Genomic DNA, 25326 nt, shown 5'->3' on the forward strand with positions numbered 1-25326 from the left:
CACAGACACGGGCATTGTAACGTTGTCATGTCAGATGACAGAACATGCGTCCGAGAGCCACTGCCCCGTTGCCGCATCCAGGTGCGGGGTCAGCAGATCATGCACCCGCCGGTGGTAGTCGTTGAGCCAGTTTCGCTCGTCGGCGGTGAGCAGGTTAGGATCGATCAGCCGCCTGTCTATGGGCACCCAGGTCAGGGTTTCGAACTGCAACATCTCTGCCACGGTCTGCCCGTAGAGCTTGGGCGCCACTTCCACGGCGATCAGGTTCTCGATCCGGATACCATAGGCGCCTTCGCGGTAGAAGCCCGGTTCGTTCGACAGGATCATCCCGGCTTCCAGCGGTACGGTGCCGGTCCGTGCAATGCGCTGCGGCCCTTCGTGCACGGACAGGTAGGCGCCGACGCCGTGGCCGGTGCCGTGTCCGTAATCCAGCCCCGCCTCCCAGAGCGCCACGCGGGCAAGGGGATCGATGTCGCGGCCGGCCAGCCCCTTGGGGAACCGCAGCCGTGACACGGCGATCATCCCCTTGAGAACGCGGGTAAAGGCCTCTGTCTCCTCGGCGCCGGGGGTGCCGATGGCGATGGTGCGGGTGATGTCGGTGGTGCCGTCGACATATTGCCCGCCACTGTCGACCAACAGCAGCTCTCCGTCGTTCACCTTGCGGTTCGTGTTCTCGGTGACGCGGTAGTGGACGATGGCACCATTGGGACCGGCGCCCGAGATCGTCTCGAAGGAAATGTCGCGCAGGGCATTGGTGGCGCGGCGCTCTGCTTCCAGCTTTTCGACCACGGCGATTTCGGTCAGGCTGCCCGGTGGTTGCAGGTCGAGCCAGGCCAGGAAACGCACCATCGCCAGCGCGTCGCGCAGGTGCGCGGCGCGGGTGCCCTCCAGCTCTGCGGCGTTCTTGCACGCCTTGGGCAGCAGGCAGGGATCGGCGGCCTCTTCCGGGTCGGTCAGCGCCTCGGCCACGGCGACCGGGCAGGTGGCCGCGTCGATCTGGACCTTGCCTTCGATGGCCGCGAGATCGCCAAGGAAATCGCCGGGCGCGCGCAGCGTCACCTTGTCGCCCAGGTGGTCACCCAGCCCGGTCAGCTTGGCTGCGTCCATGTAAAGCGTAACCCGCCCGTCGGCGTGGAGCACGGCAAAACCGTGCGGGACCGGGTTGCGGGGGATATCGCTGCCGCGGATGTTCAAGAGCCAAGCGATGCTGTCGGGCAGGGTGATGACGGCGGCCTTGGCGGTCAATTTCGCGGCCAGTCGGGCGATCTTGTCCTCATGCGCCTCGCCGGCCAGTTCCAGGGGCTGGGCAAAGACCGCGCCTTGCGGCGGGTCGGGCTGGTCGGGCCAGATGGCATCGACGAGGTTTTCGACCGGGGCCAGCGTCACATCCGGCAGCTTGCCCGACAGGGTGCGGTTTTGTTCGACGCTCAGAAGCCAAGGATCGAACCCCAGCTTGCCCTTGGGCAGGGCCTCGCCGATCCAGTCCGCCAGCGAGGTTTCCGGCCAGTCGATCTTTTCGAAATCCGCAGCCACCTGCGCCTTGACCTGCACGCGATAGCGGCTGTCGACGAAGACGGCGGCGCGTTCGTGCAGTGCGACGCACCAGCCTGCCGACCCGGTAAAGCCGGTCAACCAGGCCAGGCGGTCGTCCCGCGGCGCGACATATTCGCCCTGGTGGGCGTCCGCACGCGGCACGAGAAATCCGTTCAATCCTGCCTTGGCCAGTTTTTGGCGCAGGGCGGCAAGGCGGGGCGGCCCCTGGTCGGGCGAGGCCGTCTCAGTGAATGTCTGGAACATCGGTGACTCCTTTGCGGCGCAGGTTAGCGGCCGCGGCGGCGGTGGCAAGAGCGGGCGAATTGACCCGGTCCGGGCTTTTTCGACCATTCGTCGTATTCCATGTGCTAAACCGCTGACAACACGGCAAAGGACAAAGAGCAGTGCAGGACGACGCGGAAGCCCGGCGCATCTTTCAGGACATGCTGGACCGCTGTGGCGAGGCCATGCTGGCGGGGGACATGGAGGGGGTTCTGCGCTGGTTCGCGATCCCCAACACGGTCGAAAGTTTCGAGGGGCGCCGGGTGCTGGCTTCGGTGGACGAAACCCGCGAATTGTTCCGTACCATCATGGCGCGCCAGCGAGAGCTGAGCATCACGCATATGATCCGTAAGGTTACCCATGCCGAGTTCCGCGATGCGGACACGATCCAGGCCACGCATGAGACGCGGTACATCCATCACGGAACGGTCCTGTCCGAATCGCCGCATGTCGGCCTGTCGATCCTGCACCGCCACCCGGATTGCTGGAAGGTCCACCACGCCCAGTTCACTGTTGCGGGTCGGAACCCGCTGAACACGGCGATCCAGCGGAGGTTCGAGGCGGACGACAGTTCGATCAGCCCGTCCGCTTGATCCCGGCAAATCGGGCCCTTGCACGCGGGTCGCTGTCAAAGAGCGCGGCAAGCTGTTCGGTCATTGCGCCCGCCAGCTGTTCGACATCGGTGATGGTCACGGCGCGTTCGTAGTAGCGCGTCACGTCGTGGCCGATGCCGATGGCCAGCAGTTCCACCTGGCGCCGGCGTTCGACCATCGCGATCACGTCGCGCAGATGCTTTTCCAGGTAATTGGCCGGGTTCACCGACAGCGTCGAGTCGTCCACCGGCGCACCATCCGAGATCACCATCAGGATCTTGCGCGCCTCGCGGCGACCTGCCATGCGGCGGTGCGCCCATTCCAGCGCCTCGCCGTCGATGTTTTCCTTGAGCAGGCCCTCTTTCATCATCAGGCCAAGGTTGTCACGCGTCCGTCGCCAGGGCGCGTCGGCGTGCTTGTAGATGATGTGGCGCAGGTCGTTGAGGCGGCCGGGCTGCTGTTCGCGGCCGGCGTTCAGCCAGTCCTCGCGCGCCAGCCCGCCTTTCCAGGCGCGGGTGGTAAAGCCCAGGATCTCGACCTTGACGCTGCAGCGTTCCAGCGTGCGGGCCAGAACATCCGCGCAGATCGCGGCGATGGAAATCGGGCGTCCGCGCATCGAACCGGAGTTGTCGAGCAGCAGCGTCACGACCGTGTCGCGGAATTCCATGTCCTTTTCGACCTTGAAACTCAGTGGCGTCGTCGGGTTCGCCACAACACGGGCAAGGCGTCCGGCGTCCAGGATGCCTTCCTCGCGGTCGAATTCCCAGCTGCGGTTCTGCTGCGCCTGCAGGCGACGCTGCAGCTTGTTGGCCAGCCGCGACACCGCGCCCTTGAGCGGTTCAAGCTGCTGGTCGAGGTAGGCGCGCAGGCGTTCCAGCTCGATCGGTTCGGCCAGTTCCTCGGCCGAGATTTCCTCGTCGTGGTCGGTGGAATAGACGCGATACTCGGGGTCGGCCTCCGAGATCGGCTGAGGTGCTGGCGGCTCCAGTGGCGCCTCGCCCTCGGGCATCTCGGCCTCTTCGCCCAGTTCCTCGTCGGCCATGTCATCCATCGTGACCTGGGCCTGGCTTGGGTCCTGCGTCTCTTCCTGGGATTGTTCGGGCGAGGCTTCGGATTCCTCGCCGTCCTCGTCGTCATCGCCCGTCGAATCGGGTTCCTGCTGATCGTCCTGCTGGTCGTCGACGCCCTCTTCCTCGGACTGATCGTCGAGGTCGGGGTCATCGCCCAGCTGGTCGCCATAGCCCAGGTCGGTGATCATCTGGCGGGCGAACTTGGCAAAGGCCGACTGGTCGGCCAACGTGTCGTCCAGCCGGTCCAGCGTTTCGCTGGCCTGGTTTTCCATGAACCCGCGCCACAGCTCCATGACGTTGGCGGCGTCGGGTGGCAGGTCGCGGCCCGTGGCAAGGTGGCGGATCAGGTAGTTGGCGGCCTGCGGCAGCGGTGCCTCGGCGGCCTCGCGGATCTGACCGTAGCCGCGCCTCGCCGCTTCGGCGCCGATCTTGGCGTCGATGTTGCCGGCGGTGCCGGGCATGTCGCGTGCACCCATGGCCTCGCAGCGGGCGGTTTCCATCGCCTCGTACAGTTCGCGCGCCATGTCGCCCTGGGGCAGGTAGCGCGCGTGAGTGCCCGCATCGTGATAGCGGTGGTACAGCGCAAGCGCATCTGCCGTGCCACGCGCCAGCATCACCTCGTCCCGCGTCATCCGGCGCGAGACCTGCGGCAGGCGCATCGCCTCGCCGGAGACACCGGCGGGATCGACAGAGTAGCTGACCGAAAGTTCCGGGTCGTCGGCCATCACCTTGGTGGCTTCGGCGAGGGCCTTCTTGAACGGATCGGCGGGGTTGTCGCTGGGCTTGTTCATGGCGCTTGTTATCCGTCCTTTGGGCGTCGCCCGCAAGGGGTCGTGGGCTTGGTCCGGACCGCTTCGTGAGGTAGGATCGGCACATTCCCTGACCCATTCCCGACCCAAAAGGATTTCGATCATGTCGCGTTGGTTTCTTGCCCTTCTGGTCTGCATGCTGCCCGCCGCCGGGCGGTCCGAGATCACCTGTGCCGAAATGCAGTCTGCGTTCCATGTGCCGCCGCCACCTGACGCCGTGTCCGAGGACGCGGATGGCCCGCTGGGCTGTAGCCGCGAGGCGCTGGAGATGTTCGCGCTGAACACCGTGGCGGTGGCCGAGGCGGCGCCGGTGACGGATCTGTCCCAGCTGCATGGCGCATGGCTGGGAGACCTGGTGCTGCCTTACCTTTTGGGCATCACCGTACCGGGGCAGGAGGTGCTGGTCTTTGCCCCCGGTGACGCCCCGGACACGGTCAGGGTGACGCAATACTGGATGCGGGCGCTGACGATGCCCCATGCGCCGCTCTGGTCCGACGAGGGGCAGTATGTGGGGATCGCCGCCGAGGCCACGCTGGAACCCGACGGCGACGGCCGCTTCAAGGTGGCGGATCTCGGCGAGTCGCTGCGCTATGGCACGGTGCGATTCGAGGATCCGCGATCCTATGACCTGCTGGTGAAAACACAGCTCAATCATTTCGAACTGCCGTTTGCGCTGGGGCGGTCGGGCGACGTGCTGGTGCTGGAGGGGGCCCTGCGCGATCCGACCACGCTTGACCCCCGCGCCTACAAGCGCAGCTATACCCGCATCGCGCCCGAGGCGGCGGAACTGGCGCTGGCCACGGTGCTGACGTTTGAACTCAGCCAGTCCCGCTACATGGATTGCCTTGCGCACCAGATCACCGAGGGGCAGGGGCCTTTGTTCGATGCAGTGGGCGAGGGCGGCTTGCCGTCGCTCGAGCGTTTCGTGCGGGCCTCGGTGGGCGACGCGATGGTCTCCAACAGGCTGAGCAGCGAGTTGCGGGGCGCCACCGATGAGGCAGAGCGCAAGCGCCTCAGGAAAGCGTTGCGCGCCTCCGCAGAGACCCAGGTCGCACAGTACAATGACCCCGACCGGCGCGCCTTCATCGGGCGCATGGTGGAGGCCGCAGGCGGGTTCTGTCCGGATTTCTTCTGAGGCGGGTCAGCTCAGCAGCAGGGCAGAGCAGGGCCGCATGGCCCGCCGTGCCGCAGCGGCGGCGCGGCGCTTGCGATCGGGATCTGTGTGGAACGTTGCGATCTGCAGCAATTGCGCATGCGCCATCTTGGCGCGGATGCGCATGTCGAGGATCTGTGGCCCCGGCAGGCCCGAGCTGGGCGCGACCGTGTCCAGAAGCATTTCGAACATCGCGCGGCGGTCCTGCTCGGACTCTGCGCCGCCGCCGATCAGCCATCGGTGCTCCATCTCCGCGGAGGCGCGGCCGAGGCAGACGGCAAAGACCTGGGTCCTTTCGCGCGGTTCCTCGGTCAACGCCGCCAGGGGAAGGGCGCAAATGGAAAAGAGGCCAATGAGCCCCGAGAAAGTTTTCACACCGCTCATAAAGCGTACGATAACACCAATTTTCCGCCCAATCATTAATCGATGGGAAAACTTTTCGAATGGCCGCGCGATCCCTTGCGGGCATGGTTTTCCGGACCAGCGGGTTTTCCTGACCTGACGCCCCGGACAGGCAGGCGCTAGACCCGTGTCAGAACAACCGCTTAACGATTTGGAGAGATGCCATGTCCACCGACAGCTTCGTTTTCAACCAGACCAACCAGATGACCAGCGGCGATGAAGTGGCCGTTCAGATCAATCACAATCACCTCACCGCTGGTGACGAGGTGGCAGTTCAGATCAACCACAACCATCGCACGGAATTTCCCGGTGACAACTTTTTTCCCGGTGACAATTTTTTTCCCGGCGACAGTTTTGTCGCGGATGACTTCGCCTTCTGACGCAGGGCGGGCGCTGTGCCGCGCGGCTTTGAAACGAATTGGATTTGCCCGAAAAGAAAAAGGCCGTCCGGAATGCCCCGGACGGCCTTTTTTTTGTGGGTGTCGTCGGTGAGAACGCGTCGCTGTTACACTAGGCTGAGGCTGGCCGCGCTTTCCGGCAGTTCCTCGTCAAAGCAGCGCTGGTAGAACTCGGCCACGGTCTGGCGCTCCAGCTCGTCGCATTTGTTCAGGAAGGACACGCGGAAGGCATAGCCGACGTTGCGGAAGATCTCGGCATTGGTGGCCCAGGCGATCACGGTCCGCGGGCTCATCACGGTCGACAATTCGCCGTTCATGAAGGCGCGGCGGGTGAAATCTGCCACCGTCACCATCTGGCGGATCGTCTTGCGGCCCTTCTCGGTGTTGTAGTGGGGCGCCTTGCTGAGGACGATGTTGGTTTCCGCGTCGATCGACAGATAGTTCAGCGTCGCCACGAGGCTCCAGCGGTCCATTTGGCCCTGGTTGATCTGCTGGGTGCCGTGATAGAGGCCGGTGGTGTCGCCCAGGCCCACGGTGTTCGACGTCGCGAAGATGCGGAAATACTTGTGCGGGGTGATGACCTCGTTCTGGTCCAGAAGGGTCAGCTTGCCGTCGGTTTCCAGAACCCGCTGGATCACGAACATCACGTCCGCGCGACCCGCGTCGTATTCGTCAAACACGATGGCCGTGGGGTTGCGCAGGGCCCAGGGCAGGATGCCTTCCTGGAACTGCGTGACCTGCTTGCCGTCCACCAGCTTGATCGCGTCCTTGCCGATCAGGTCGATCCGGGAGATGTGGCTGTCGAGGTTCACGCGGACCGCGGGCCAGTTCAGGCGCGCGGCAACCTGTTCGATGTGAGTCGATTTGCCGGTGCCGTGATAGCCCTGGATCATCACGCGGCGGTTGTTGCGAAAGCCCGCAAGGATCGCCAGCGTCGTGTCCGGGTCGAATTTGTACGTGGAATCGAGATCCGGAACACGGTCGGTCCGGTCGGGAAAACCGTGTACGATCATGTCCGTATCGATGCCAAAGACTTCACGGACAGAGATTTCCTCGGTCGGTTTCGCGTTGATATCGATCATGCCGTCCGCCATTGTTCCCACGTCCCTCTGTCAAAGCTCGAATGCTTCGCGTTAGGTGCAACATATCTTCAGGAGTGGCAAGAGGAAGTGGTGAGACGATCCCTATGACCGCGCAGGACGAAATCGAAGCCCTGTTGGGCCGGGTGGCGGGCGGCGATCGTGGCGCCTTTCGCAGGCTCTACGCCGCGATGGCCCCGCGTCTTTATGGCCTCGCCCTGCGGATCCTGCGCGATGAAATCTTGGCACAGGACATCCTGGAAGAGGTTTTTGTCAGGGTGTGGAAGGCGGCGGGCCAGTATCGCGGCGCCCTGGCGGCGCCCGAAACCTGGCTGGTGACGATCACGCGCGATGCGGCCATCGCGCGGCTGGGGGAAGAGCGGGCGGCGGGCCGCATGGTCGGGCTGCTGGAGATCACGGAGCGTCTTTATGCCACGCGCCCGGATGCCGAGGACCTGGCCGGAATGCGCGAGGAGGCCCGCGCGCTGGAGGTCTGCCTGCGCGAACTGCCGCGCGCCCGGGCCGACATGTTGCGCCACGCCTATCTCTACGGTGCGACCTACGATGACCTGGCCAAGGGGGCGGGGACGTCGAAACACGCTTTGCGCGCGGCGGTGCGGACCGATCTTGTCCAGGTGCGGGAGTGCCTGAGCGGATGAACGCCCGGCTGGACACCGAACTGCCCGGTGGTGCCGAGGCGGGGGCGGCCGAGTATTCTCTGGGATTGATGCCCAAGGAAGAGATCGCCGCCTTCGAGGCTGAGCTGGCCCATGATGCGGACCTGCAGCAGGACGTGGCGGCCTGGACGGCGTATTTCGCCAGTTTCACCGACATGATTCCCGCTGAAACGCCGCCACCGCAAGTGCTGCGCCGGATCGAGGGTCAGGTCTTTGGCGTCGAGGACCGTCGCCCGGTCTGGCGGCAGGTTCTGCCCTATCTCGTGGGTGCTGTGGCCGGGGCCGCGATTGCCTGGGCCGTGCTGTGGTCGGGGCTGTTGGAGACCAAGGCACCCGCCTTGGGCGCGGACCTCTCCGAGCCGGAGGGGGACCTTGTGCTGAGCACGCGGTTTGCACCGGTCACGGGCGTGCTGACCGTGACCCTGCAGGCGGGTGGTGCGGGCGAGGGAAGGGTGCTGGAACTGTGGCTGCTGCCCGAAGAGGGCGCGCCGGTTTCCTTGGCGCTGTTGCGTGGCGCGGAGACACTGGTGGCCGTCCCGCCGGCGCTTGTGGACAGGCTGGACGGGGCCCGGCTGGGGGTGTCGGAAGAACAGCCCGGCGGGTCGCCCGACGGCATGCCCTCGGGCGATCTTCGTGCGGAGGGGGTTCTGGCCGGGGACTAGTGGCGCGCCCGGGTTGCCACGCAGGCAGGACAACCGCCCGTGCGGGGTTGTGCCCGTCGCGCGCGGCGCCTAACCCTTTGTGGTGATAAAGGTTTGCATTGGAGAACCGTAATGGTCCGCTCGTTCAAGTCCGCCCTGGCCGTGGCCGCCCTGACACTGGCCGGTACGCTGCCTGCCGCAGCCCAGCAGGGGATTGTCGAAGTCCCGGTCAACAAGGGCTTTGTGGTCAACGAGCTGAACTGGAACAGCGCTCTCGGCAAGATCGAATTCGCCTGGGCCGTGCTGGACATCCGGGGTGTGGCCCATGTCTGCGGTGCCAGCAGCGCTTCGACCAGCTTTGCCCATCGCAACACCAAGACCGCCTTTCGCAAGGGCTGGGTCAAGGTGGGCGATGTCAAGGTGATGAAGAACCTCAGCTTTTTCACCCGGGCGCCGCGCAAAGCCGACCTGTCCACGGTCAAGGCGCGCTGCAAACCGCTGTCGGGCAATTCCGGCAAAGGCAAGAAATTCCTGCTGGGGTTCGATCCGGTGCGCGTTCGCCTGTAATCAGTTCTGCGGATCGCAACCAGTTAAAGGGCTTGGCAGTTTTGCCTCGCCCGGATGGATTGCGGCGCTTATAACGGCGTCGTGACGCCCGCCAACGCAAGGAGATCCCCATGGCCGGAGAGCTGTCCCCGATCGACAAGGCCAAGTACGCCGCCGCGAAACAGGCTGCAACGCTGGTGGAATCGGGCATGCGGGTCGGGCTGGGCACGGGATCGACCGCGGCCTGGCTGGTGCGGTGCCTGGGTGAGCTGGTGCGCGAGGAGGGGCTGCGGTTTCGTGGCGTGCCGACCTCGACCCGCACCGCAGAGCTGGCCCGCGACGTCGGCATCGAGGTGGTTTCGCTGGACGAGGCGCGCTGGCTGGATCTCACCATCGACGGCGCGGATGAGTTCGACGGCGACCTGAACCTGATCAAGGGCGGCGGCGGCGCGTTGTTGCAGGAAAAGATCGTGGCCACGGCCAGCGACCAGATGGTCGTCATCGCCGATGCCGCCAAAGAGGTGGAAAGGCTGGGAAATTTCCCTCTGCCGGTCGAGGTGATCCCCTTTGGCTGGCAGACCACGCAGGCGCTGATCGAGGAGACGCTTGTCTCGATGGATGTCATGGGGCGCCGCACGACGCTGCGGATGAACGGCGAGCGGCCCTTCGTGACCGACGAGGGAAATCACATCCTGGACCTGCACCTGAGCCGGATCGGCAATGCCCGGCAACTGGCGATGGTGCTGAACCAGATCCCCGGCGTGGTCGAGAACGGGCTGTTCATCGACATCTGCGACAAGGTCATCATCGGGCATGGTGACGGGCGGGTCGAAACCCGTGACATAAACGCCGGAACGGTGAGCGAAAACCAGCTGGATTTGGTCGAGGACGACAACATCTTTCGCGACATCTGACCGGGCTCTGAAGGGCGGAAACTGAACCGTTCAGTCTGTACGTTTTGTACAAAACGTACAGCGTTTTCAGCATTTCGTACAAGGCGGCAGGATTTCGTTAACCCCTGTGCCGGGCGATCACCGGGCAGGGCGCAGGCAAGCGGCGCGTCAGCGGTCGCGCGGGTGCCAGTCGGCGGGCGGCACGTCGCGTCGTGCCAGCCGCAGCGCGAGGCCAAGTCCCACGCCGACGGCAATGGCAACGGTCAGGTCGGTCAGCACCGTCAGCACCAGCGTCAGCAGCAAGAGCGCGACGTCGGAGGGACGTTCGGACAGGTAGCCGCGCCACTTGTGCGGCTCGGACATGTTCCAGGCCGTCAGGATCAGCAGGCCCGCCAGCGCGGGCATGGCCATGCCGCCGGCCAGCGGAGCGGCGACGAACATCACCACGAGGATCGTCAGCGCATGGACCAGACCGGCGACCGGGGTGCGGCCTCCGGCGCGGACGTTGGTGGCGGTGCGGGCGATGGCGCCGGTGACCGGCAGCCCGGCAAAGAGCGACGAGCCGATGTTGGCGGCGCCCTGGGCCAGCATCTCGGCGTTGGGGCGGTGGCGGCCGTCGATCATGCGGTCCGCGACCATCGCCGAGAGCAGCGACTCGATCCCGGCGAGGAAGGCGATGACAAAGGCCGAGGGCAGCAGTTCCGTGACCCGGGCGAGCGTGATCTCTGGCAGGGTGGGGGCGGGCAGTGCCCGGGGCAGGGCGCCGAAACGGCTGGTGATGCTGTCGACCGGCAGGGCCATGACCGCGACCACGGCCGAGACCGCGCCCACGGCAAGGATCAGCCCCGGAAAGCGGGGCCAGACCCGGCGCAGGGCCACGATCAGCCCCATCGTCGCAAGGCCCGAGGCCAGCGCAGCGGTGTTCACCGTCTCGCGCGCCGCCCAGAGCGCGGCGAGCTTGGGCAGGAATTCCGCCGGGACCTCCTCTATCGTCAGGCCGAAGAGATCCTTGAGTTGGCTGGTGGCGATGATGATGGCGATGCCGATGGTGAACCCGTTGATGACGGGCTCTGGCACCAGGGCGATCAACCGTCCGGCGCGCAGGACGCCGGCCACCAGCAGGATCACCCCCGCCATGAGCGTCGCGAGCACCAGACCGTCGTAGCCATGCTGGGCGATGGTGGCGAAGACCACCACGATGAAGGCGCCCGTCGGCCCGCCGATCTGCACCCGGCTGCCGCCCAGTGCCGAGACGACAAGACCGCCGATGATCGCCGTGACCAGACCGCTGGCCGGATCTGCGCCCGAGGCGATGGCAATGGCCAGGCTGAGCGGCAGGGCGACCATCGCCACGGTCACGCCGGCCAGCGCGTCGCGCGTCAGATCGGCCCGCGTATAGCCGGGCAGGGTGGTCAGCAGCTTGGGCTTCATGGGCAAATGGCTACGCCTGCCGGGGTGGGGCTGGCAATGGACCTGTGGTCGCAGCCGCGCGGTCAGGCCTGCAGGATGAGCCATCCCAGGTAGGCCGCGTAGCCTGCCAGCAGCACCGCGCCCTCCCGGCGCGAGATGCGGGCGCCGGTCACGGCGAAGACCAGCAGCAGCAGGGTGGTGGCCAGCATCACCCAGACGTCAAACCCCATGACCTGCGCGGGCACGGCGATGGGCGTCACCAGCGCGGTCACGCCGAGGATGCCCAGCAGGTTGAAGATGTTGCTGCCGATGATGTTGCCGAAGGCGACGTCTCCCTCGCCCTTGCGCACCGCCATGATCGAGGTGACGAGTTCCGGCGCAGAGGTGCCGATGGCGACGATGGTCAGCCCGATCAGGGTTTCCGAGACACCGGCCGCCGCCGCCAGGCCCACGGCGCCCTCGACAAGGAAGCGCGCGCCGAGGATCGTCAGGCCGAGCCCCGCCAGCGCGGTGAGGGCGGATGGCAGGATCCGCGCGGGGCGGGCGGGCAAGAGGTCGGCCTCGGCCATGTAGACCTGTCCCGCCTTCGAGGCGCGGCGTCTTTCGGCGATGAGCGTGCCGGCAAGGTAGGCGGACAGGACCGCGACGAAAACGCCGCCGGCGATGCGGCCGACCTCTGCCTGCGCCAGCGCGATGATGCCAAGCCCGGTGGCCACCAGCAGCATGGTCCCGTCACGCATCAGCGCCCGCCGGTCGACCGCGATGGCGCCGACCAGGGCGGCGATCCCGAGGATCAGGAGGACATTGCCGATATTGCTGCCCAGCACGTTGCCGACCGCGATGCCCGGCGCCCCGGAGAGCGCGGCCTGCAGGCTGGTCACGAGTTCGGGAGAGGAGGTGCCGAAGCCGACCAGCGTCAGGCCGATCACCATCGGCGGCACGCGCAGGACGCGGGCGACCGCGACGGCGCCGCGCACCAGCAGGTCGCCGCCGGCGATCATCGCCAGCAGGCCGATGCCGATATACAATGCGTCCATCATTCCGCGCTCCGTCGGGCTGATAGGGGGCCGTGATGCCAATCTCGGGCGCGCGTCCCGGCGCGTCAAGGTCGCCCGCAGGCGGACAGCCCGTGGCGGGGGTGAAACGTTGTCTGGTCTTCGCGGGATGGCTGTGAAATACCTTGTCCCGCGGAAATGCAGGAGCGATGGATGAGCGATTTCGACTATGATCTGTTTGTCATCGGCGGCGGATCGGGTGGCGTGCGCGCGGCCCGGGTGGCGGCGGGCGAGGCGGGCGCAAAAGTGGCGCTGGCCGAGATGGACCGCTACGGCGGCACCTGCGTAATCCGGGGCTGCGTGCCCAAGAAGCTCATGGTCTTTGCCAGCGAATATTCCCACATGCCCGCCGAGGCGCGCGCCTATGGCTGGGACATCGCCGATGGCACCTTTGAGTGGAGCCGGTTCCACGCCCAGCTCAAGACCGAGCTGGACCGTCTGGAAGGCGTCTATCGCAAGCTGCTGTCCGGGTCGGGAGTAGAGGCCTTCGACGCGCGTGCACGCCTGAAGGATGCGCATACGGTCGAGCTGTCGACCGGCGAGGTGAAGACCGCGAAACACATCCTGATCGCCAGCGGCGGGCGCCCGATCCGCCCTGACATGCCGAACGCGCATCTGGGCATGGTGTCGGACGACATCTTTCACTGGAAGACGCTGCCGCGGTCGGTGCTGATCGTGGGCGGCGGCTATATCGCCTGCGAATTTGCCTGCATCCTGCACGGGCTGGGCGTCGAGGTGACGCAGTATTATCGCGGGGCGCAGATCCTGCGGGGCTTCGACGAGGAGGCGCGCGGGCTGATCGCGGATGCGATGAAGGAACGCGGCATCGACCTGCACACCGGCACCAACATCGTCGAGATGCACCGCGCCGACAGCTCGGAGGCACAGGGCATGGATGCGGCGCCGGTCGAGGCGAGCCAGTTCGGCGCCGCCCAGGAGGATGCGCCGGGCAGCGGGCCGATCCGGGTCAAGGCGACCAACGGCGAGATCCGCGATTTCGACGCGGTGCTCTTTGCCACCGGCCGGGCGCCGAACACCGCCGACATGGGGCTGGAGGAGCTGGGCATCGGGCTGAGCCGCAACGGCGCCATCGAGGTGGATGAATACAGCCAGACCAAGGTGCCCTCGGTCTATGCCATCGGCGACGTGACCGACCGGGTGAACCTGACGCCGGTGGCGATCCGCGAGGGCATGGCCTTTGTCGAAACGGTGTTCAAGGGCAACCCGACGCCGGTGGACCACGAGCTGATCCCCTCGGCGGTCTTCACCCAGCCCGAGATGGGCACGGTGGGGATGAGCGAGGAGGCGGCGCGCGACCAGGAGGAGATCGAGGTCTACTGCACCTCGTTCCGTCCGATGCAGACCGCCTTTGCCGACCGGCCCGACCGGGTGCTGATGAAGCTGATCGTGTCCAAGGCGACGCGCAAGGTGCTGGGCTGTCACATCGTCGCGCCCGGGGCGGGCGAGATGATCCAGCTGGCGGGCATCGCGATCAAGATGGGGGCGACCAAGGAAGACTTTGACCGGACCGTGGCGGTGCATCCGACCATGTCCGAAGAGATCGTGACCATGCGCAATCCGATGCGGACCGCTTGAATTCGCGGTAATGGCGCACAGGTTGGAAGGTTAGACGAGAGATGAAAAGGACCGAAGTTCATGGCAGGTAACAGCGGCGGCCCCTGGGGGGGCGGCGGTGGCAACCAGGGTGGAGGTGGCAACGGCCAGCGTCCGCCCAGCGGCGGTGGCGGCGGTGGCCGCCGTCCCGACGACAACCAGATGCCCGAGATCGACGAGTTGATGAAGAAGGGCCAGGAGCGGCTGCGCGTCCTGATGGGCGGTCGCGGCGGCGGCAATGGCAACAACGGTGGCGGCAGCGGCGGCTCGGGGGGACCCGGCCTGACCCGCGGAACCGTGGGCCTTGGCCTTGTCATCCTGCTGGGCCTCTGGGCCTTTGGCAGCTTCTACACCGTGCGGCCCGAGGAAAAGTCGGTCGAGCTTTTGCTGGGGCGTGAATTCGCCGTCGGCAACCCGGGTCTGAACTTTGCCCCCTGGCCCTTTGTCACCTACGAGGTGGTCAACGTGACCTCGGAACGGACCGAGACGATCGGCGGCGGCCGCGGCGGCAACGACGGTCTGATGCTGACCACCGATGCGAACATCGTCGACATCGATTTCCAGGTGGTCTGGAACATCTCGGACCCGGCGCAATTGCTGTTCAACATCCGCGACCCGCAGCTGACCGTGCAGGCGGTGTCTGAATCGGTCATGCGCGAGATCATCGCCGCGTCCAACCTGGCGCCGATCCTCAACCGCGACCGGGGCGCCATCGCGGACAGCGCGCGCGAGCAGATCCAGGCGACGCTGGACGAATACCAGTCCGGCATCAGCATCGTCCGGATCAACCTCGACACCGCCGACCCGCCGCGCGAGGTGATCGACGCCTTCCGCGCCGTTCAGGCGGCGGAACAGGAACGCGACCGGCTGGAACGCCAGGCCGACGCCTATGCCAACCGCGTCGTGGCCGAGGCCCGAGGCAAGGCCGCCGAGATCCGCGAAGAGGCCGAGGGCTATCGCGCCCAGGTGGTCAACCAGGCCGTGGGTGAGGCCGCGCGCTTTACCTCGGTTCAGGAGGAATACGCGCTGGCGCCCGAAGTGACCCGCCGCCGTCTGTACATCGAGACGATGGAACGGGTGCTGGGCGACGTGGACAAGATGATCCTCGACAATACCGTGACCGGCGGTGGCTCTGGTGGCGGGGGCGTCGTGCCCTACCTGCCGCTCAACGAACTTCGCCGCAACAGCGGAGGTGACCAGTGATGCGCAAGGCAACCTATCTTCTTCCGGTCTTCGTGATCGCCATCGTGGTCTTCCTGTCGTCGATCTTCGTGGTCGATGAACGGGAAAAGGCGCTGGTGCTGCAGTTCGGCCAGATCAAGGCGGTCAAGGAAGAGCCGGGACTGGCCTTCAAGATCCCGTTGATCCAGGACGTTGTCCGCTACGACGACCGTATCCTGTCGCTGGACACGCAGACCATCGAGGTCACGCCGTCGGATGACCGCCGCCTGGTGGTCGACGCCTTTGCCCGTTACCGGATCGCCGACGTGGTCCAGTTCCGGCAGGCTGTCGGCGTGGGCGGTGTGCGCACCGCCGAGGACCGCCTGACCGGCATCCTCAACGCGCAGATCCGCGAAGTCCTGGGTGCCGATCAGGTCACATCCGACCGGATCCTGTCCGAGGATCGCCGCGAGCTGATGAACCGGATCCGCGACAGCGCCCGGGCCGAGGCGCTTTCGCTGGGTCTGGAAGTGGTCGACGTGCGGCTGAAGCAGACCAACCTGCCGTCACAGAACCTGGACGCGACATTCGACCGGATGCGGGCGGAACGTGAGCGCGAAGCGGCGGACGAACGCGCCCGCGGTAACGAGGCGGCGGCCCGCGTGCGCGCGCTGGCCGACAGGACCGTGGTCGAGACACTCTCGGAGGCGGACCGGGATGCCAACGTGATCCGAGGCGAGGCCGACGCCGAGCGGAACCGGATCTTTGCCGATGCCTATGGCGCGGATCCCGAGTTCTTTGCCTTCTACCGGTCGTTGCAGGCCTACGAGGCTTCGCTGAAGGGCGGCAACTCGACGATGGTGATGACGCCGGACAGCCAGTTCTTCAACTACTTCAAGAGCGAAGTGGCCTCTGGCGATCCGTTCCTGGCGCCGACGCTGCCGTCGCCCACGGCGAGCCCGGTGGCGCCTGACGCGCCCGCGCCGGAAAGTGCCGAAGACCCGGCCCCCGAAGGCCCGGCGCCCAGCGACCCGGCCCCGGAACCGGCTGACCCGGCGCCCGCGCCGGAAGCCCCCGAGGCCGACGCCGCACCCGTCGACAATTGAGCGGGTCGGACATCCTGATGGGGATCGGAATGGTCCTCGTGATCGAGGGGCTGGTCTATGCACTGGCCCCTCAGCTTGTGGAGCGCCTGCTGGAGGCGCTGCGCGCGATGACCCTGGAACAGCGCCGCCTGCTGGGCGGGCTGACGCTGGTCACCGGGCTGATCGTCTTGTGGCTGGCCCGCGGCGGTTTGCTTTGAGGGGCGCCGGTTGCGGGCCGCAAGCCACCCGTCGCCATGCACCGTTTTGGTATTCGCGTCCCCTGCGACTGATCGCGAACGCGCCTGCGCCTCACGGTCTGCCGGTTTCGGCGCTATACGCGTCGCTCCAGCGGCGCGGTGATGTTCCATACATCCGCTTGAACTCGCGGCTGAACTGCGACGGGCTGACATAGCCCACTTCCATCGCCGCCGCGGACACGGTCATCCCGGCAGAGATCTTCATGGCGGCGTGGTTCAGGCGCATCGCCTTGACGAACTGGATCGGCGACATGCTGGTCGCCTGCTTGAACCTGCGATGGAACACGGCGCGGCTCATGCCTGCGCGCGCCGCCATGTCGTCGATGGACACGGTGTCGTGCAGATGTTGCGACAGATGCGCGATGGCGCGGGCGATGCCGTTTCCCGGCGCAAAGGCCTGACGGGCAAAGGGACCTGCGGCGCCTTTCAGGATCGCGTAGTGCAATTCGCGCAGGCGTGCCTCTCCGAGGATCGCGGCGTCTGTCGGATCGTCGAGCTGCGTGAGCCGCAGGAGCGCCTCGGCAAACCCCTCGTCCCAGGGCGACAGGCGAATGCCGCGTGCGCTGGTCTCTGGCGCGGCGGGGCGCGTGCCGCCGGTGGCGTCCATCTCCATCGTCAATTCGGTCATCAGGCGCGTGTCCAGCGCGATATAGACGCCCAGCAAAGGGTTGTCCGGCGTGGCGGTCGGCGTTCCGGCCTCGACCGGCAGGGACATCGGGCAGACCAGGTAGTGGCGGCTGTCGTAGCGGTGGTGATGCCCGTCCAGAACGGTTTCCTTGCCGCCGCTGACGATGGCAATCACGCAGGGTTCGTAGACCGCCGGAACGCAGGGCAGGGCCTCTGTGGCGCGGAACAGTTGCACGCCGCGAATGCCGGTCTGCACCATTCCATCCCCGGACATGCGGGTTTCGATGATCTGCTTGATGGCGGGTTTCGTCATGGCGGCAGCTTGGCCCGCAGGAGCGGCCCGTGCAATCGGATCGATACGATCAGGCAAGTCTTTGCGAGGATATCGCCTGTTTTGTCAAAGCTCTGAGATTTACTTCGGCTGAAACGCTGCCTTTGGCGCGAATTTCAGGAGAAGAGAATGGCTGACACGACATTTGGACCCGGAGGCTGGACCCCGGAACGCCTCGGCGCGCAGGATGGAAAGACCTTCCTCATCACCGGGGGCAACGCCGGGGCAGGCTTTCAGGCCGCGCGGCTGTTGCTGGCGCGCGGCGCGAAGGTGGTGATGCTGAACCGCAGCGCGGAACGGTCCAACGCTGCCGTGGCAGAGTTGCGCCGCGAGTTCGGTCCGAGGGCCGAGATCGACTTTATCCGCATGGACTTGTCGGACCTTTCCAGCGTGCGCGCCGCTGCCGCCGAGGTGCTGGCCAGCGTTCCCCGTATCGACGCGCTGATCTGCAATGCCGCGATCGCGCAGGTGCCGACGCGCCGGCTGACCGTCGATGGTTTTGAAAGCCAGCTTGGCACCAACCACTACGGGCATTTCCTGCTGTGCGGTCTGCTGTTCGATCGCATCGAACGCTCGGCCGGGCGGATCGTCGTGGTCGCAAGCCTGGGCTACAACATGGGTCTGAAGACCATCCGGTTCGACGACATGAACTGGCAGCAGGGCTATGGCCCGAACATCGCCTACAGCCAGTCGAAACTGGCGCAGATGATGTTCGCCTACGAGCTTCAGGATCGTCTCTCGGCGGCGGGCAGGACGGCGGTGAAGGTTTACGTCTGTCATCCGGGATCGTCGGCCACCTCGCTGATCAGCACCAGCGGCAGCCGGATGATGCGGGCGATCTGGTGGCTGATGACCAAGACACCGATGGTGCAGACCGCCGAACGGGGGGCTTATCCCGAGGTCATGTGCGCCACCGAGACGGGGCTGACGCAGCGCGCGCTTTACGGTCCGACCGGCGTGCGGGAATTCGTGGGGCCGGTGGGGCGCGGCACGTTGAACCCGCATGCCCATGACAAGCCCGTCATGGCCCGGCTTTGGGACGTGTCCGAGAAGGCGACAGGCTTTGACTGGTTCCTCTGAGCGGGGTCGCGATGCCTAGGGCACAAGCGATCGCAACCGACATGGCCCGCCCCGATCGAGGCGGGCCTACTTGTCTCAGACCTCGACCACGACCTTGCCAAGGGCGGTGCCGCCTTGCAGCCGGGCATAGGCGGCGCCCGCGTCGGTCAGCCCAAAGCGCTCGCTGTCCAGAAGCGGCTTGACCGCGCCCGCATCGACCCATTCGGCCAGCCGGGCAAGGATCTCGCCATGCGCGGCGCGGTTCACGTCATGCAGCATCGGCAGCAGCATGAAGACGATGTGCAGCGACAGCCCCTTGAAATGCGCCGGACTCAGGTCGATCTCGGACAGCGCGACCGTCGTGACCACATGGGCGTTCAGCCCGGCGGCGGCAAAGGAGTTGGTCATGTTCGCGCCACCGACCGTGTCGAACACCACGTCGAAGCCTGCGCCGCCGGTCTGCTCTGCCACATAGTCGTCGATCTGGGCGGTCTTGAAGTCGATGGGGGTGGCACCGAAGCCCGCGATCACCCGCATCTGTTCGGCCCCGGTCCCCGTGGCAGAGACCCTTGCGCCCAGGTGGCGCGCGATCTGAACAGCCAGATGGCCCACGCCACCGGCGCCGCCTTGCACCAGAACGGATTGACCGTCGGACACCCCGGCACGGTGCAGCCCCTCCCACGCGGTGATGCCCACCAGCGGCAGGGCGGCGGCCTCGCGCATGGTCAGGCTCTGCGGCTTTTTCGCGATCAGCCGGGCGTCGGCCAGCATGTATTCGGCCAGCGCGCCCTGCAGATCTGCAAGCCCACCGGCGCAGCCATAGACCTCATCGCCCACGGCGAACTCGGAGACACCGGTGCCGACCTCTTCGATCACCCCGGCGAAATCCATGCCCAGCACGGCGGGCAAGGCAGGCGACAGCGGCAGGTCGCTGCCAAGGTCGCGGATCATCGTGTCGATGGTGTTGACGCTGGTCGCCTTGATGCGGACGACCACATGGCCGGGTGTGACCTCGGGGCGGGGCGTATCGGTTTCGGTGAAGGCGGCGTCGGGCCCGTAGGCGGTCAGGGTCATGGTTTTCATGGGAGTGTCCTCAGGAGTTTTGGGAAAGAAGGGTGTCGATCTGCGCCGTGACCTTGGCCGTGGTGGCATCGTCGTAGCGCGGGGCGAGCCGGCGGGCGTCGTTGTCGTAATAGCGGCCCGTTGCCTGTGCGAATTCCTCTGACAGGGCGGCGCGGGTCAGGATGTCGACGCCGATGTTCAGGTCGTTGCCGGATGTGCCAAAGCCCTCGCGCACCATGCGCGTCGCCAGCAGCGAGCCGGGGTTGACCGCCAGGGAGACCGGACCTTCGGGATGGCGATCGCCAAAGCTCTGGTTCCACAGCGTGATGGCCAGCTTGCTCTGGGCATAGGCCGCCATGTCCTGCAGGGGGCGATTGCCGGCGAGTGCCTCCGTATCGACGGGGGCCTGCGCCGCGGAGGACAGGTGGATGATGCGCCCATCCTGCGGGATCACCGGCAAGAGCCGCTGCGCCAGCAGGGCAGAGGCCAGTGTGTTCACGGCAAAGCGCACGTCGTAGGCACCGGCCCGGGCCTGCGCGGTCTTGAGCACGCCCGCGTTGTTGATCAGCGCGTCGATCTGCGGGTGCTTTTTCGCCACGCGGTCTGCCATGGCTGCCACCTGCGTCAGATCGGACAGGTCGGCCACTTCGGTGGCGATCTCGGCCCCGGTCCGGCGCAGATCGGCGGCGACCTCGGACAGCTTGTCGGCATTGCGCCCGTGCAGGATCAGCGCGTGGCCCTGTTCGGCCAGGGCCTGCGCGGTGGCCCGGCCAAGGCCCTGCGTCGCGCCGGTGATCAGGATGGTTTTCATCGGTTGGTCCTTTCAGGCAAACTGCGGCAGCACGTCCTGCGCGAGATGGTCCAGCGTGCGGTCGATGGGCGCGCGGTTGAACCGCAGGTTCAGGGCGACGTGGTGCACGCCGATCTCTTCGAGGTGTTTGAGGTAGGTGGTCAGCCAGCGCCGCCCGGCGCGTACGCCAAGGTGGATCGGCACTGGTCCGTCGTCGGGGTCTTCCGACAGGTCGATGTAGAGCGGTTGCAGCACGGGCTTCATGGGCTGACCTTGGCTGTGCAGCCGCGTGCGCCAGTCCTGCAACACGCGGTCCTGTGCGACGCCGGGGCGCGGATAGGTCATCCAGCCGTCCCCGTTCTGCGCGATCCATTCCGGCGACTGGCGGCTGGATCCGGTGACGAGCAGCGGCAGGCGGGCGCCCTGCGGTTTCGGCAGCATCTCGACGGTGCCATCGGTGCGGCCGAACTGGGTGTCGATGCGCGGAGCGGCGGTGCCCATCGCGCGGATGTAGTCGAAGGCCGCGCGGAACGCTGCGCCGCGTCCGTCGAAGTCGGCGTTCATCGCCGGGTATTCCTCTGGCCGGTCGCCCGAGGCCACGCCAAGGATCAGCCGCCCGCCGGACAGCTGATCGACCGAGGCCGCGGCCTTGGCCACATGCGCCGGGTGGCGCAGCGGCAGAACGATGGAGGCCACGCCAAGCGCGATTTCGGAGGTCTGCCCGGCGAGGTAGCCGAGGTAGGTGAACGGGTCATAAAGCTGCCCCGCATCGCCAAAGCTCGGCACGTTGAAGGGCACATCCCGCAGCCAGACCGCGCGGAAGCCAAGCGCCTCTGCCTGTTGCACCCGCGCCAGGTGGTCGGTCATGTCCGGCACCGGGCCATCGGGATAGGCGGCGATCGGCGCCACGAGACCGAGGCTCAGCCGCCCGGCCTGAAAGGTGCTGTCATAGCCGCGATTGATCTGCTCGAACCTGTCGATGTGGTCACGCATGACTTGCTCCGTGGTGGATGGGGGTCAGGCGGAAAGGCCCGGCAGCACCTGCTTGCCGATGACGCGTCCGCTTTCCTGCCGTTCATGCGCGGCGGCGAGGCTTTCGGGCGTCAGGGCATCGGCGCGCCCGGTCACGGTCGAGAGCAGATCGCCCGCGTCCAGCATCGCCGCCACCCGGTTGAGCAGGTCGCGCTGCGCCTCCATGTCGGTGGCAAACATCGACCGGGTGAACATGAACTCCCAACTGAGCGTCAGCGCCTTCGGCTTGGCCGGCGCGATGTCCATCCCCTGCGGGTCGTCGATCAGGGCGACGTGTCCGCGCGGGGCAATGAGATCGACGATGGCGGGCCAGTGCTGATCGGTGGCGGTCAGCGCGGCAACATAGTCGGGCGTCATTGCCAGGTCGCGCATCTGAGCAGCCAGATCCCTGCGATGGTCGAGCACATGATCCGCACCCATCCGGCGCACCCAGTCCTGTGTCTCGGGGCGCGAGGCGGTGGCGATCACCGTCAGCCCGGTCAGCCGCTTGGCCAGCTGAATCAGGATCGACCCGACGCCGCCCGCACCGCCGATGACCAGCAGGCTTTTCCCTTCGCCCGCCGCCTCGGCCAGGCGGAAACTGTCGAACAGCATTTCCCAGGCGGTGATGGCGGTCAGCGGCATCCCGGCGGCTTCGGCGAAGTCCAGCGAGGCCGGCTTGCGGCCGACGATACGTTCGTCCACCGCGTGCAATTCCGCGTTGGTGCCCGGGCGCGTCACGTCCCCGGCATAGAACACCTCGTCGCCGACCTTGTAGCCCGTCACCTCTGGCCCGGTCTCTACCACGACACCCGCCGCGTCGAAGCCGAGGATGCCGAAGCCCTCTGGCGCGCGGTTGCTGCGCAGCTTGACGTCGACAGGGTTGACCGAGACGCCTTTCACCGCGACCAGCAGGTCGCGCGGGCGCAGGGCAGGGCGGGCCACGTCCCGTGCGGTCAGTTCGGTGGCGGGGCCAGTCTGGGTGTATCCGATTGCGTCCATGATCCGGGTCCTTTGCGTTTGGCTTGACGCCTAAATACACCTTTGAATTTCGATAAAAACGCCGCATAACGGAGTTCAGTTTTCCGGTTTTCAGGATAATGGGAATGGACACGGAAACCCTGCGCCTGTTCGTTGCGGCGGCGGAACGGCTGAACATCAGCGCAGCGGGGCGTAGCCTCGGGCTAGCTCCCGCCATGGCCAGCGCCCGCCTGGCCAAGCTGGAACATGAGCTAGGGGCGGAGCTGTTGCACCGCACCACGCGCAAGGTGTCGCTGTCGCAGGAAGGGGCGGCCTTTCTGCCCTATGCGCGCGAGATCCTCGCCCAGTCGGAGGCCGCCCGCGCGGCCCTTGGTCTTGATGCCGAGCGCCCGTCCGGCACCCTGCGTTTTGCCGCGCCAAGCAGTTTCGCGCAGCTCCACATCATGCCGTTGCTGCCGGACTTTCATGCGCAATTCCCTGATATCACGCTGGACCTGCGCCTCTCCGACACCCGCGTCGACCTTATCGAGGGCAGCTATGACCTTGCCCTGCGCAGCGCGCCGCTGCAGGACAGCAGCCTGCGCGGGCGCAAGCTGGGGGATGACAGGCGCGTTCTCTGCGCGGCGCCGGAGTACCTCGCGCAGCGCGGCACGCCGTGCACGCCGGACGACCTCACCGGGCATGACTTTCTGTCCTGGAGCAATGCCGCACCGCGCGATTTTGTCTCCGAAACGGGACGGTTTACCCTCGATCCCCGCCGGATGACCTGCCGCACGATCCTCGATGACGGCACGGCGCAACGCATTGCGACGATGGCGGGGGGCGGGATCTCGGTCAACTCTCTCTGGAGCGTCGCGCAGGAGATCCGCGCAGGGCGGCTTGTGCATCTGTTGCCGGACTGGTGGCTCGACGATGCCTCTGTCCTGTGGCTGATCTATCCCCGGTCCAACGTGTTGACGCCCAAGGTCCGGGTGTTCATGGACTTTCTCGTGGCAAAGCTGACGCCAGCGCCTTGGCTGCTCTGACGGCCTCCGCCCCATGCAAGGGCCATGACTGGGTGAGCCCTTCGAGGATCAGCAACAAGGCCACCTGGTGGCCCGCCAGTGCCGTCGCCACGGACGCCCGTTGCGCAACCTCTTGTTTGTGATCTTCCAGCAGCCTGCGCAAAGCCGTGTTCGAAGGGTCAGAGGCGACCGCTGCGTGGAACAGGCAGCCATGCGTGGCCTCGGTTTGCATCCACTCCGCAACCCGATCCATCAAGGCATCGCGCGCGTCCATCGGATCCGGCGGCAAACCCTCCAGCACATGAGACAGGTAGCGCCGATGGCGATGCTCCAGCGCCGCCAGCACCATGTCGGCCCGTGATGGCAGGTACTTGTACAGCGTGCGCAGGCTTACGCCCGCCGCATCGCGCAATGTGTCCACGCTGGGTTCGGCAAAGCCCTGGCTGGCAAAGGCCCGCTCCAGCCCGGCGGCGATCTTGTCCACGGTCTGTGTCATGGTTGACAGGGTAGAGGGACCTCTCTACCCCTGCAAGGTAGAGGGATCGTTTTACCACTTGGAGATGCCATGACCCTGCCTGATACCATGCATGCCGTCCTGCTCACCGGCCACGGTGGGCTCGACCGTCTCGAATATCGCACCGATGTCCCCGTGCCGCGCCCTGATCCGGGCGAGGTGCTGATCCGTGTCGGGGCCTCTGCGGTGAACAACACCGACGTGAACACGCGCACCGGCTGGTATTCAAAGGCCGTGCGCGGCGACACGAACACCGCTGCTGCCACGGGCTATGACGGTGCATCGGATGCCGACGGCGGCTGGTCCGGCGCGCTGTCCTTTCCGCGTATCCAGGGGGCGGACGCCTGCGGGCGCATCGTGGCGGTGGGCGAAGGCGTCGATCCGGGCCGCGTCGGCGCGCGCGTGCTTGTGCGGCCGATGTATCGACCGGGACACAGCGCCGACCCACATGCGCTGGAGACGTTCGGATCGGAACGGGACGGTGCCTTTGCCCAGTTCGCCACCACCGCTTTGGAGAATGCCATCGACGTGGAGAGCGCGCTGACCGACCTGGAACTGGCCTCTTTCCCTTGCGCCTTTTCAACCGCCGAAGGAATGATCCAGCGCGCCTCTCTGGCGGCTGAGCGCGTGCTGATCACCGGCGCATCGGGCGGGGTGGGTTCGGCCGCCATCCAGCTGGCCAAGCGACGCGGCGCCCATGTGACCGCCCTGACCAGCCCGGCCAAGGCAGAGACCCTGCGCGCGCTTGGCGCCGATGCCTGTCTGTCCCGCGACGACGCGCTTCCGGCGGACGGTTTCGACGTTGTGCTTGACCTCGTGGGCGGGCCGCGCTGGCCCGAATTGCTCGATGCATTGGCGATCGGTGGGCGATACGTGACCTCGGGCGCCATCGCCGGCCCGATCGTGGAGCTGGACCTGCGGACGCTCTACCTCAAGGACCAGACTCTGATCGGCAGCACGCGGCAGGACCCGACCGTCTTTGCCGACCTGGTGGGCTACATCGAACGCGGCGAGGTGCGGCCGACGCTGGCCGAGACGTTCGAGTTGAGCGACATCCGCAAGGCTCAGGAGGCCTTTCTTACCAAGTCTCACATCGGCAAGATCGGCCTGCGCATTCCGTGAAGCCGGCGTTGGTCTCGAGGTTGAAAAGTGCAAGGCCGCGAAAGTGACCTTCACTCTCGCGGCCTACACCTGCCGTCCGGATGTGGCCCGGAATGGAGGGGGTTATTGGCCGTTGCTCCGAAGCGGGGAAGGCCGGAGCGCGGCGCTTTCTGTTGCGGCGGTGCCTG

Annotated in this window: 26 protein-coding genes; 14 read left to right on the forward strand and 12 right to left on the reverse strand. The window is 66.4% G+C overall.

What is annotated here, in order from left to right; all coding sequences use genetic code 11:
* Positions 1-30 precede the first annotated feature (30 nt).
* The gene (locus RBB42_RS08920) at positions 31-1797 is read right to left on the reverse strand and encodes an aminopeptidase P family protein (RefSeq protein ID WP_305970485.1); all 1767 of its coding nucleotides are present in this window, start codon (positions 1795-1797) and stop codon (positions 31-33) included.
* Positions 1798-1937: 140 nt separating this feature from the next.
* On the opposite strand from RBB42_RS08920, the gene RBB42_RS08925 reads away from it, so the two are divergent.
* Complete coding sequence (locus RBB42_RS08925) at positions 1938-2408, forward strand: hypothetical protein (RefSeq protein ID WP_305970486.1); 471 nt, start codon at positions 1938-1940, stop codon at positions 2406-2408.
* Here the strand turns inward: RBB42_RS08925 and cobT are convergent.
* On the reverse strand, positions 2392-4269 hold the full coding sequence (gene cobT / locus RBB42_RS08930; RefSeq protein ID WP_305970487.1) for a cobaltochelatase subunit CobT: 1878 nt from the start codon (positions 4267-4269) through the stop codon (positions 2392-2394). The genes RBB42_RS08925 and cobT overlap by 17 nt on opposite strands.
* Before the next feature lie 121 nt (positions 4270-4390).
* On the opposite strand from cobT, the gene RBB42_RS08935 reads away from it, so the two are divergent.
* Positions 4391-5422, forward strand: a complete 1032-nt coding sequence (locus tag RBB42_RS08935) for a hypothetical protein (protein WP_305970488.1) — start codon at positions 4391-4393, stop codon at positions 5420-5422.
* Between the two features lie 6 nt (positions 5423-5428).
* Here the strand turns inward: RBB42_RS08935 and RBB42_RS08940 are convergent, their stop codons facing one another.
* On the reverse strand, positions 5429-5824 hold the full coding sequence (locus tag RBB42_RS08940) for a hypothetical protein (RefSeq protein WP_306043670.1): 396 nt from the start codon (positions 5822-5824) through the stop codon (positions 5429-5431).
* A gap of 182 nt (positions 5825-6006) precedes the next feature.
* Here RBB42_RS08940 and RBB42_RS08945 point away from each other — a divergent pair, with 182 nt between their 5' ends.
* A complete protein-coding gene (locus RBB42_RS08945) occupies positions 6007-6222 on the forward strand; it encodes a hypothetical protein (protein WP_305970490.1) in 216 nt (71 codons plus the stop codon).
* 125 nt (positions 6223-6347) lie between these two features.
* Here the strand turns inward: RBB42_RS08945 and cobS are convergent, their stop codons facing one another.
* Positions 6348-7334 (reverse strand): cobaltochelatase subunit CobS, encoded by a 987-nt coding sequence (cobS, locus tag RBB42_RS08950; RefSeq protein WP_305970491.1) that lies wholly within the window; start codon positions 7332-7334, stop codon positions 6348-6350.
* Positions 7335-7426: 92 nt separating this feature from the next.
* Here cobS and RBB42_RS08955 point away from each other — a divergent pair, with 92 nt between their 5' ends.
* The 4 genes from RBB42_RS08955 (at position 7427) to rpiA (ending at position 10097) form a co-directional block, all read left to right on the forward strand.
* Complete coding sequence (locus RBB42_RS08955; protein WP_305970492.1) at positions 7427-7978, forward strand: sigma-70 family RNA polymerase sigma factor; 552 nt, start codon at positions 7427-7429, stop codon at positions 7976-7978.
* Positions 7963-8658 (forward strand): anti-sigma factor, encoded by a 696-nt coding sequence (locus tag RBB42_RS08960; protein ID WP_306043671.1) that lies wholly within the window; start codon positions 7963-7965, stop codon positions 8656-8658. Before RBB42_RS08955 ends, RBB42_RS08960 begins: the two co-directional genes overlap by 16 nt.
* Before the next feature lie 111 nt (positions 8659-8769).
* On the forward strand, positions 8770-9204 hold the full coding sequence (locus tag RBB42_RS08965; RefSeq protein WP_305970494.1) for a hypothetical protein: 435 nt from the start codon (positions 8770-8772) through the stop codon (positions 9202-9204).
* Positions 9205-9314: 110 nt separating this feature from the next.
* A complete protein-coding gene (gene rpiA / locus RBB42_RS08970) occupies positions 9315-10097 on the forward strand; it encodes a ribose-5-phosphate isomerase RpiA (protein ID WP_305970495.1) in 783 nt (260 codons plus the stop codon).
* A gap of 147 nt (positions 10098-10244) precedes the next feature.
* On the opposite strand, the gene RBB42_RS08975 is transcribed toward rpiA, so the two are convergent.
* Positions 10245-11507 carry a SulP family inorganic anion transporter gene (locus tag RBB42_RS08975; protein ID WP_306043501.1) on the reverse strand — a complete coding sequence of 421 codons (1263 nt, stop codon included), beginning with the start codon at positions 11505-11507 and terminating at the stop codon, positions 10245-10247.
* 62 nt (positions 11508-11569) lie between these two features.
* Positions 11570-12526: a calcium/sodium antiporter gene (locus tag RBB42_RS08980; RefSeq protein ID WP_371931787.1), complete on the reverse strand. Its 957-nt coding sequence runs from the start codon at positions 12524-12526 to the stop codon at positions 11570-11572.
* A 168-nt stretch (positions 12527-12694) separates the two neighbouring features.
* Here RBB42_RS08980 and RBB42_RS08985 point away from each other — a divergent pair, with 168 nt between their 5' ends.
* The 4 genes from RBB42_RS08985 to RBB42_RS09000 are packed head-to-tail and all read left to right on the forward strand — an operon-like array spanning position 12695 to position 16619.
* Positions 12695-14137 carry an FAD-dependent oxidoreductase gene (locus RBB42_RS08985; RefSeq protein WP_305971563.1) on the forward strand — a complete coding sequence of 481 codons (1443 nt, stop codon included), beginning with the start codon at positions 12695-12697 and terminating at the stop codon, positions 14135-14137.
* A gap of 60 nt (positions 14138-14197) precedes the next feature.
* On the forward strand, positions 14198-15358 hold the full coding sequence (gene hflK / locus RBB42_RS08990) for an FtsH protease activity modulator HflK (RefSeq protein WP_305971562.1): 1161 nt from the start codon (positions 14198-14200) through the stop codon (positions 15356-15358).
* Complete coding sequence (hflC, locus tag RBB42_RS08995; RefSeq protein ID WP_305971561.1) at positions 15358-16422, forward strand: protease modulator HflC; 1065 nt, start codon at positions 15358-15360, stop codon at positions 16420-16422. Before hflK ends, hflC begins: the two co-directional genes overlap by 1 nt.
* A 17-nt stretch (positions 16423-16439) precedes the next feature.
* On the forward strand, positions 16440-16619 hold the full coding sequence (locus RBB42_RS09000) for a DUF2065 domain-containing protein (protein WP_305971560.1): 180 nt from the start codon (positions 16440-16442) through the stop codon (positions 16617-16619).
* Between the two features lie 91 nt (positions 16620-16710).
* On the opposite strand, the gene RBB42_RS09005 is transcribed toward RBB42_RS09000, so the two are convergent.
* Positions 16711-17598, reverse strand: coding sequence for an AraC family transcriptional regulator (locus RBB42_RS09005; protein WP_305971559.1), 888 nt, complete (start codon positions 17596-17598; stop codon positions 16711-16713).
* 147 nt (positions 17599-17745) lie between these two features.
* Here RBB42_RS09005 and RBB42_RS09010 point away from each other — a divergent pair, with 147 nt between their 5' ends.
* Positions 17746-18696, forward strand: coding sequence for an SDR family oxidoreductase (locus RBB42_RS09010; RefSeq protein ID WP_306043673.1), 951 nt, complete (start codon positions 17746-17748; stop codon positions 18694-18696).
* Between the two features lie 75 nt (positions 18697-18771).
* Here the strand turns inward: RBB42_RS09010 and RBB42_RS09015 are convergent, their stop codons facing one another.
* The 4 genes from RBB42_RS09015 to RBB42_RS09030 are packed head-to-tail and all read right to left on the reverse strand — an operon-like array spanning position 18772 to position 22540.
* Positions 18772-19758: a zinc-dependent alcohol dehydrogenase family protein gene (locus tag RBB42_RS09015; RefSeq protein ID WP_305971557.1), complete on the reverse strand. Its 987-nt coding sequence runs from the start codon at positions 19756-19758 to the stop codon at positions 18772-18774.
* Positions 19759-19768: 10 nt separating this feature from the next.
* Positions 19769-20548, reverse strand: coding sequence for an SDR family NAD(P)-dependent oxidoreductase (locus RBB42_RS09020; protein ID WP_305971556.1), 780 nt, complete (start codon positions 20546-20548; stop codon positions 19769-19771).
* 12 nt (positions 20549-20560) lie between these two features.
* Positions 20561-21520: an LLM class oxidoreductase gene (locus tag RBB42_RS09025; protein ID WP_305971555.1), complete on the reverse strand. Its 960-nt coding sequence runs from the start codon at positions 21518-21520 to the stop codon at positions 20561-20563.
* 24 nt (positions 21521-21544) lie between these two features.
* Positions 21545-22540 carry a zinc-binding alcohol dehydrogenase family protein gene (locus tag RBB42_RS09030; protein ID WP_305971554.1) on the reverse strand — a complete coding sequence of 332 codons (996 nt, stop codon included), beginning with the start codon at positions 22538-22540 and terminating at the stop codon, positions 21545-21547.
* 104 nt (positions 22541-22644) lie between these two features.
* Between RBB42_RS09030 and RBB42_RS09035 the strand changes: the two genes are divergently transcribed.
* A complete protein-coding gene (locus RBB42_RS09035; protein ID WP_305971553.1) occupies positions 22645-23544 on the forward strand; it encodes a LysR family transcriptional regulator in 900 nt (299 codons plus the stop codon).
* Here the strand turns inward: RBB42_RS09035 and RBB42_RS09040 are convergent.
* Positions 23495-24019, reverse strand: coding sequence for a TetR/AcrR family transcriptional regulator (locus tag RBB42_RS09040; RefSeq protein WP_305971552.1), 525 nt, complete (start codon positions 24017-24019; stop codon positions 23495-23497). The genes RBB42_RS09035 and RBB42_RS09040 overlap by 50 nt on opposite strands.
* Positions 24020-24088: 69 nt before the next feature.
* Between RBB42_RS09040 and RBB42_RS09045 the strand changes: the two genes are divergently transcribed.
* Positions 24089-25159 (forward strand): alcohol dehydrogenase family protein, encoded by a 1071-nt coding sequence (locus RBB42_RS09045; RefSeq protein ID WP_305971551.1) that lies wholly within the window; start codon positions 24089-24091, stop codon positions 25157-25159.
* The last annotated feature ends 167 nt before the right edge of the window (positions 25160-25326 follow it).

It is taken from the genome of Mameliella sp. MMSF_3455 (assembly GCF_030733205.1).
Classification (GTDB): domain Bacteria; phylum Pseudomonadota; class Alphaproteobacteria; order Rhodobacterales; family Rhodobacteraceae; genus Antarctobacter.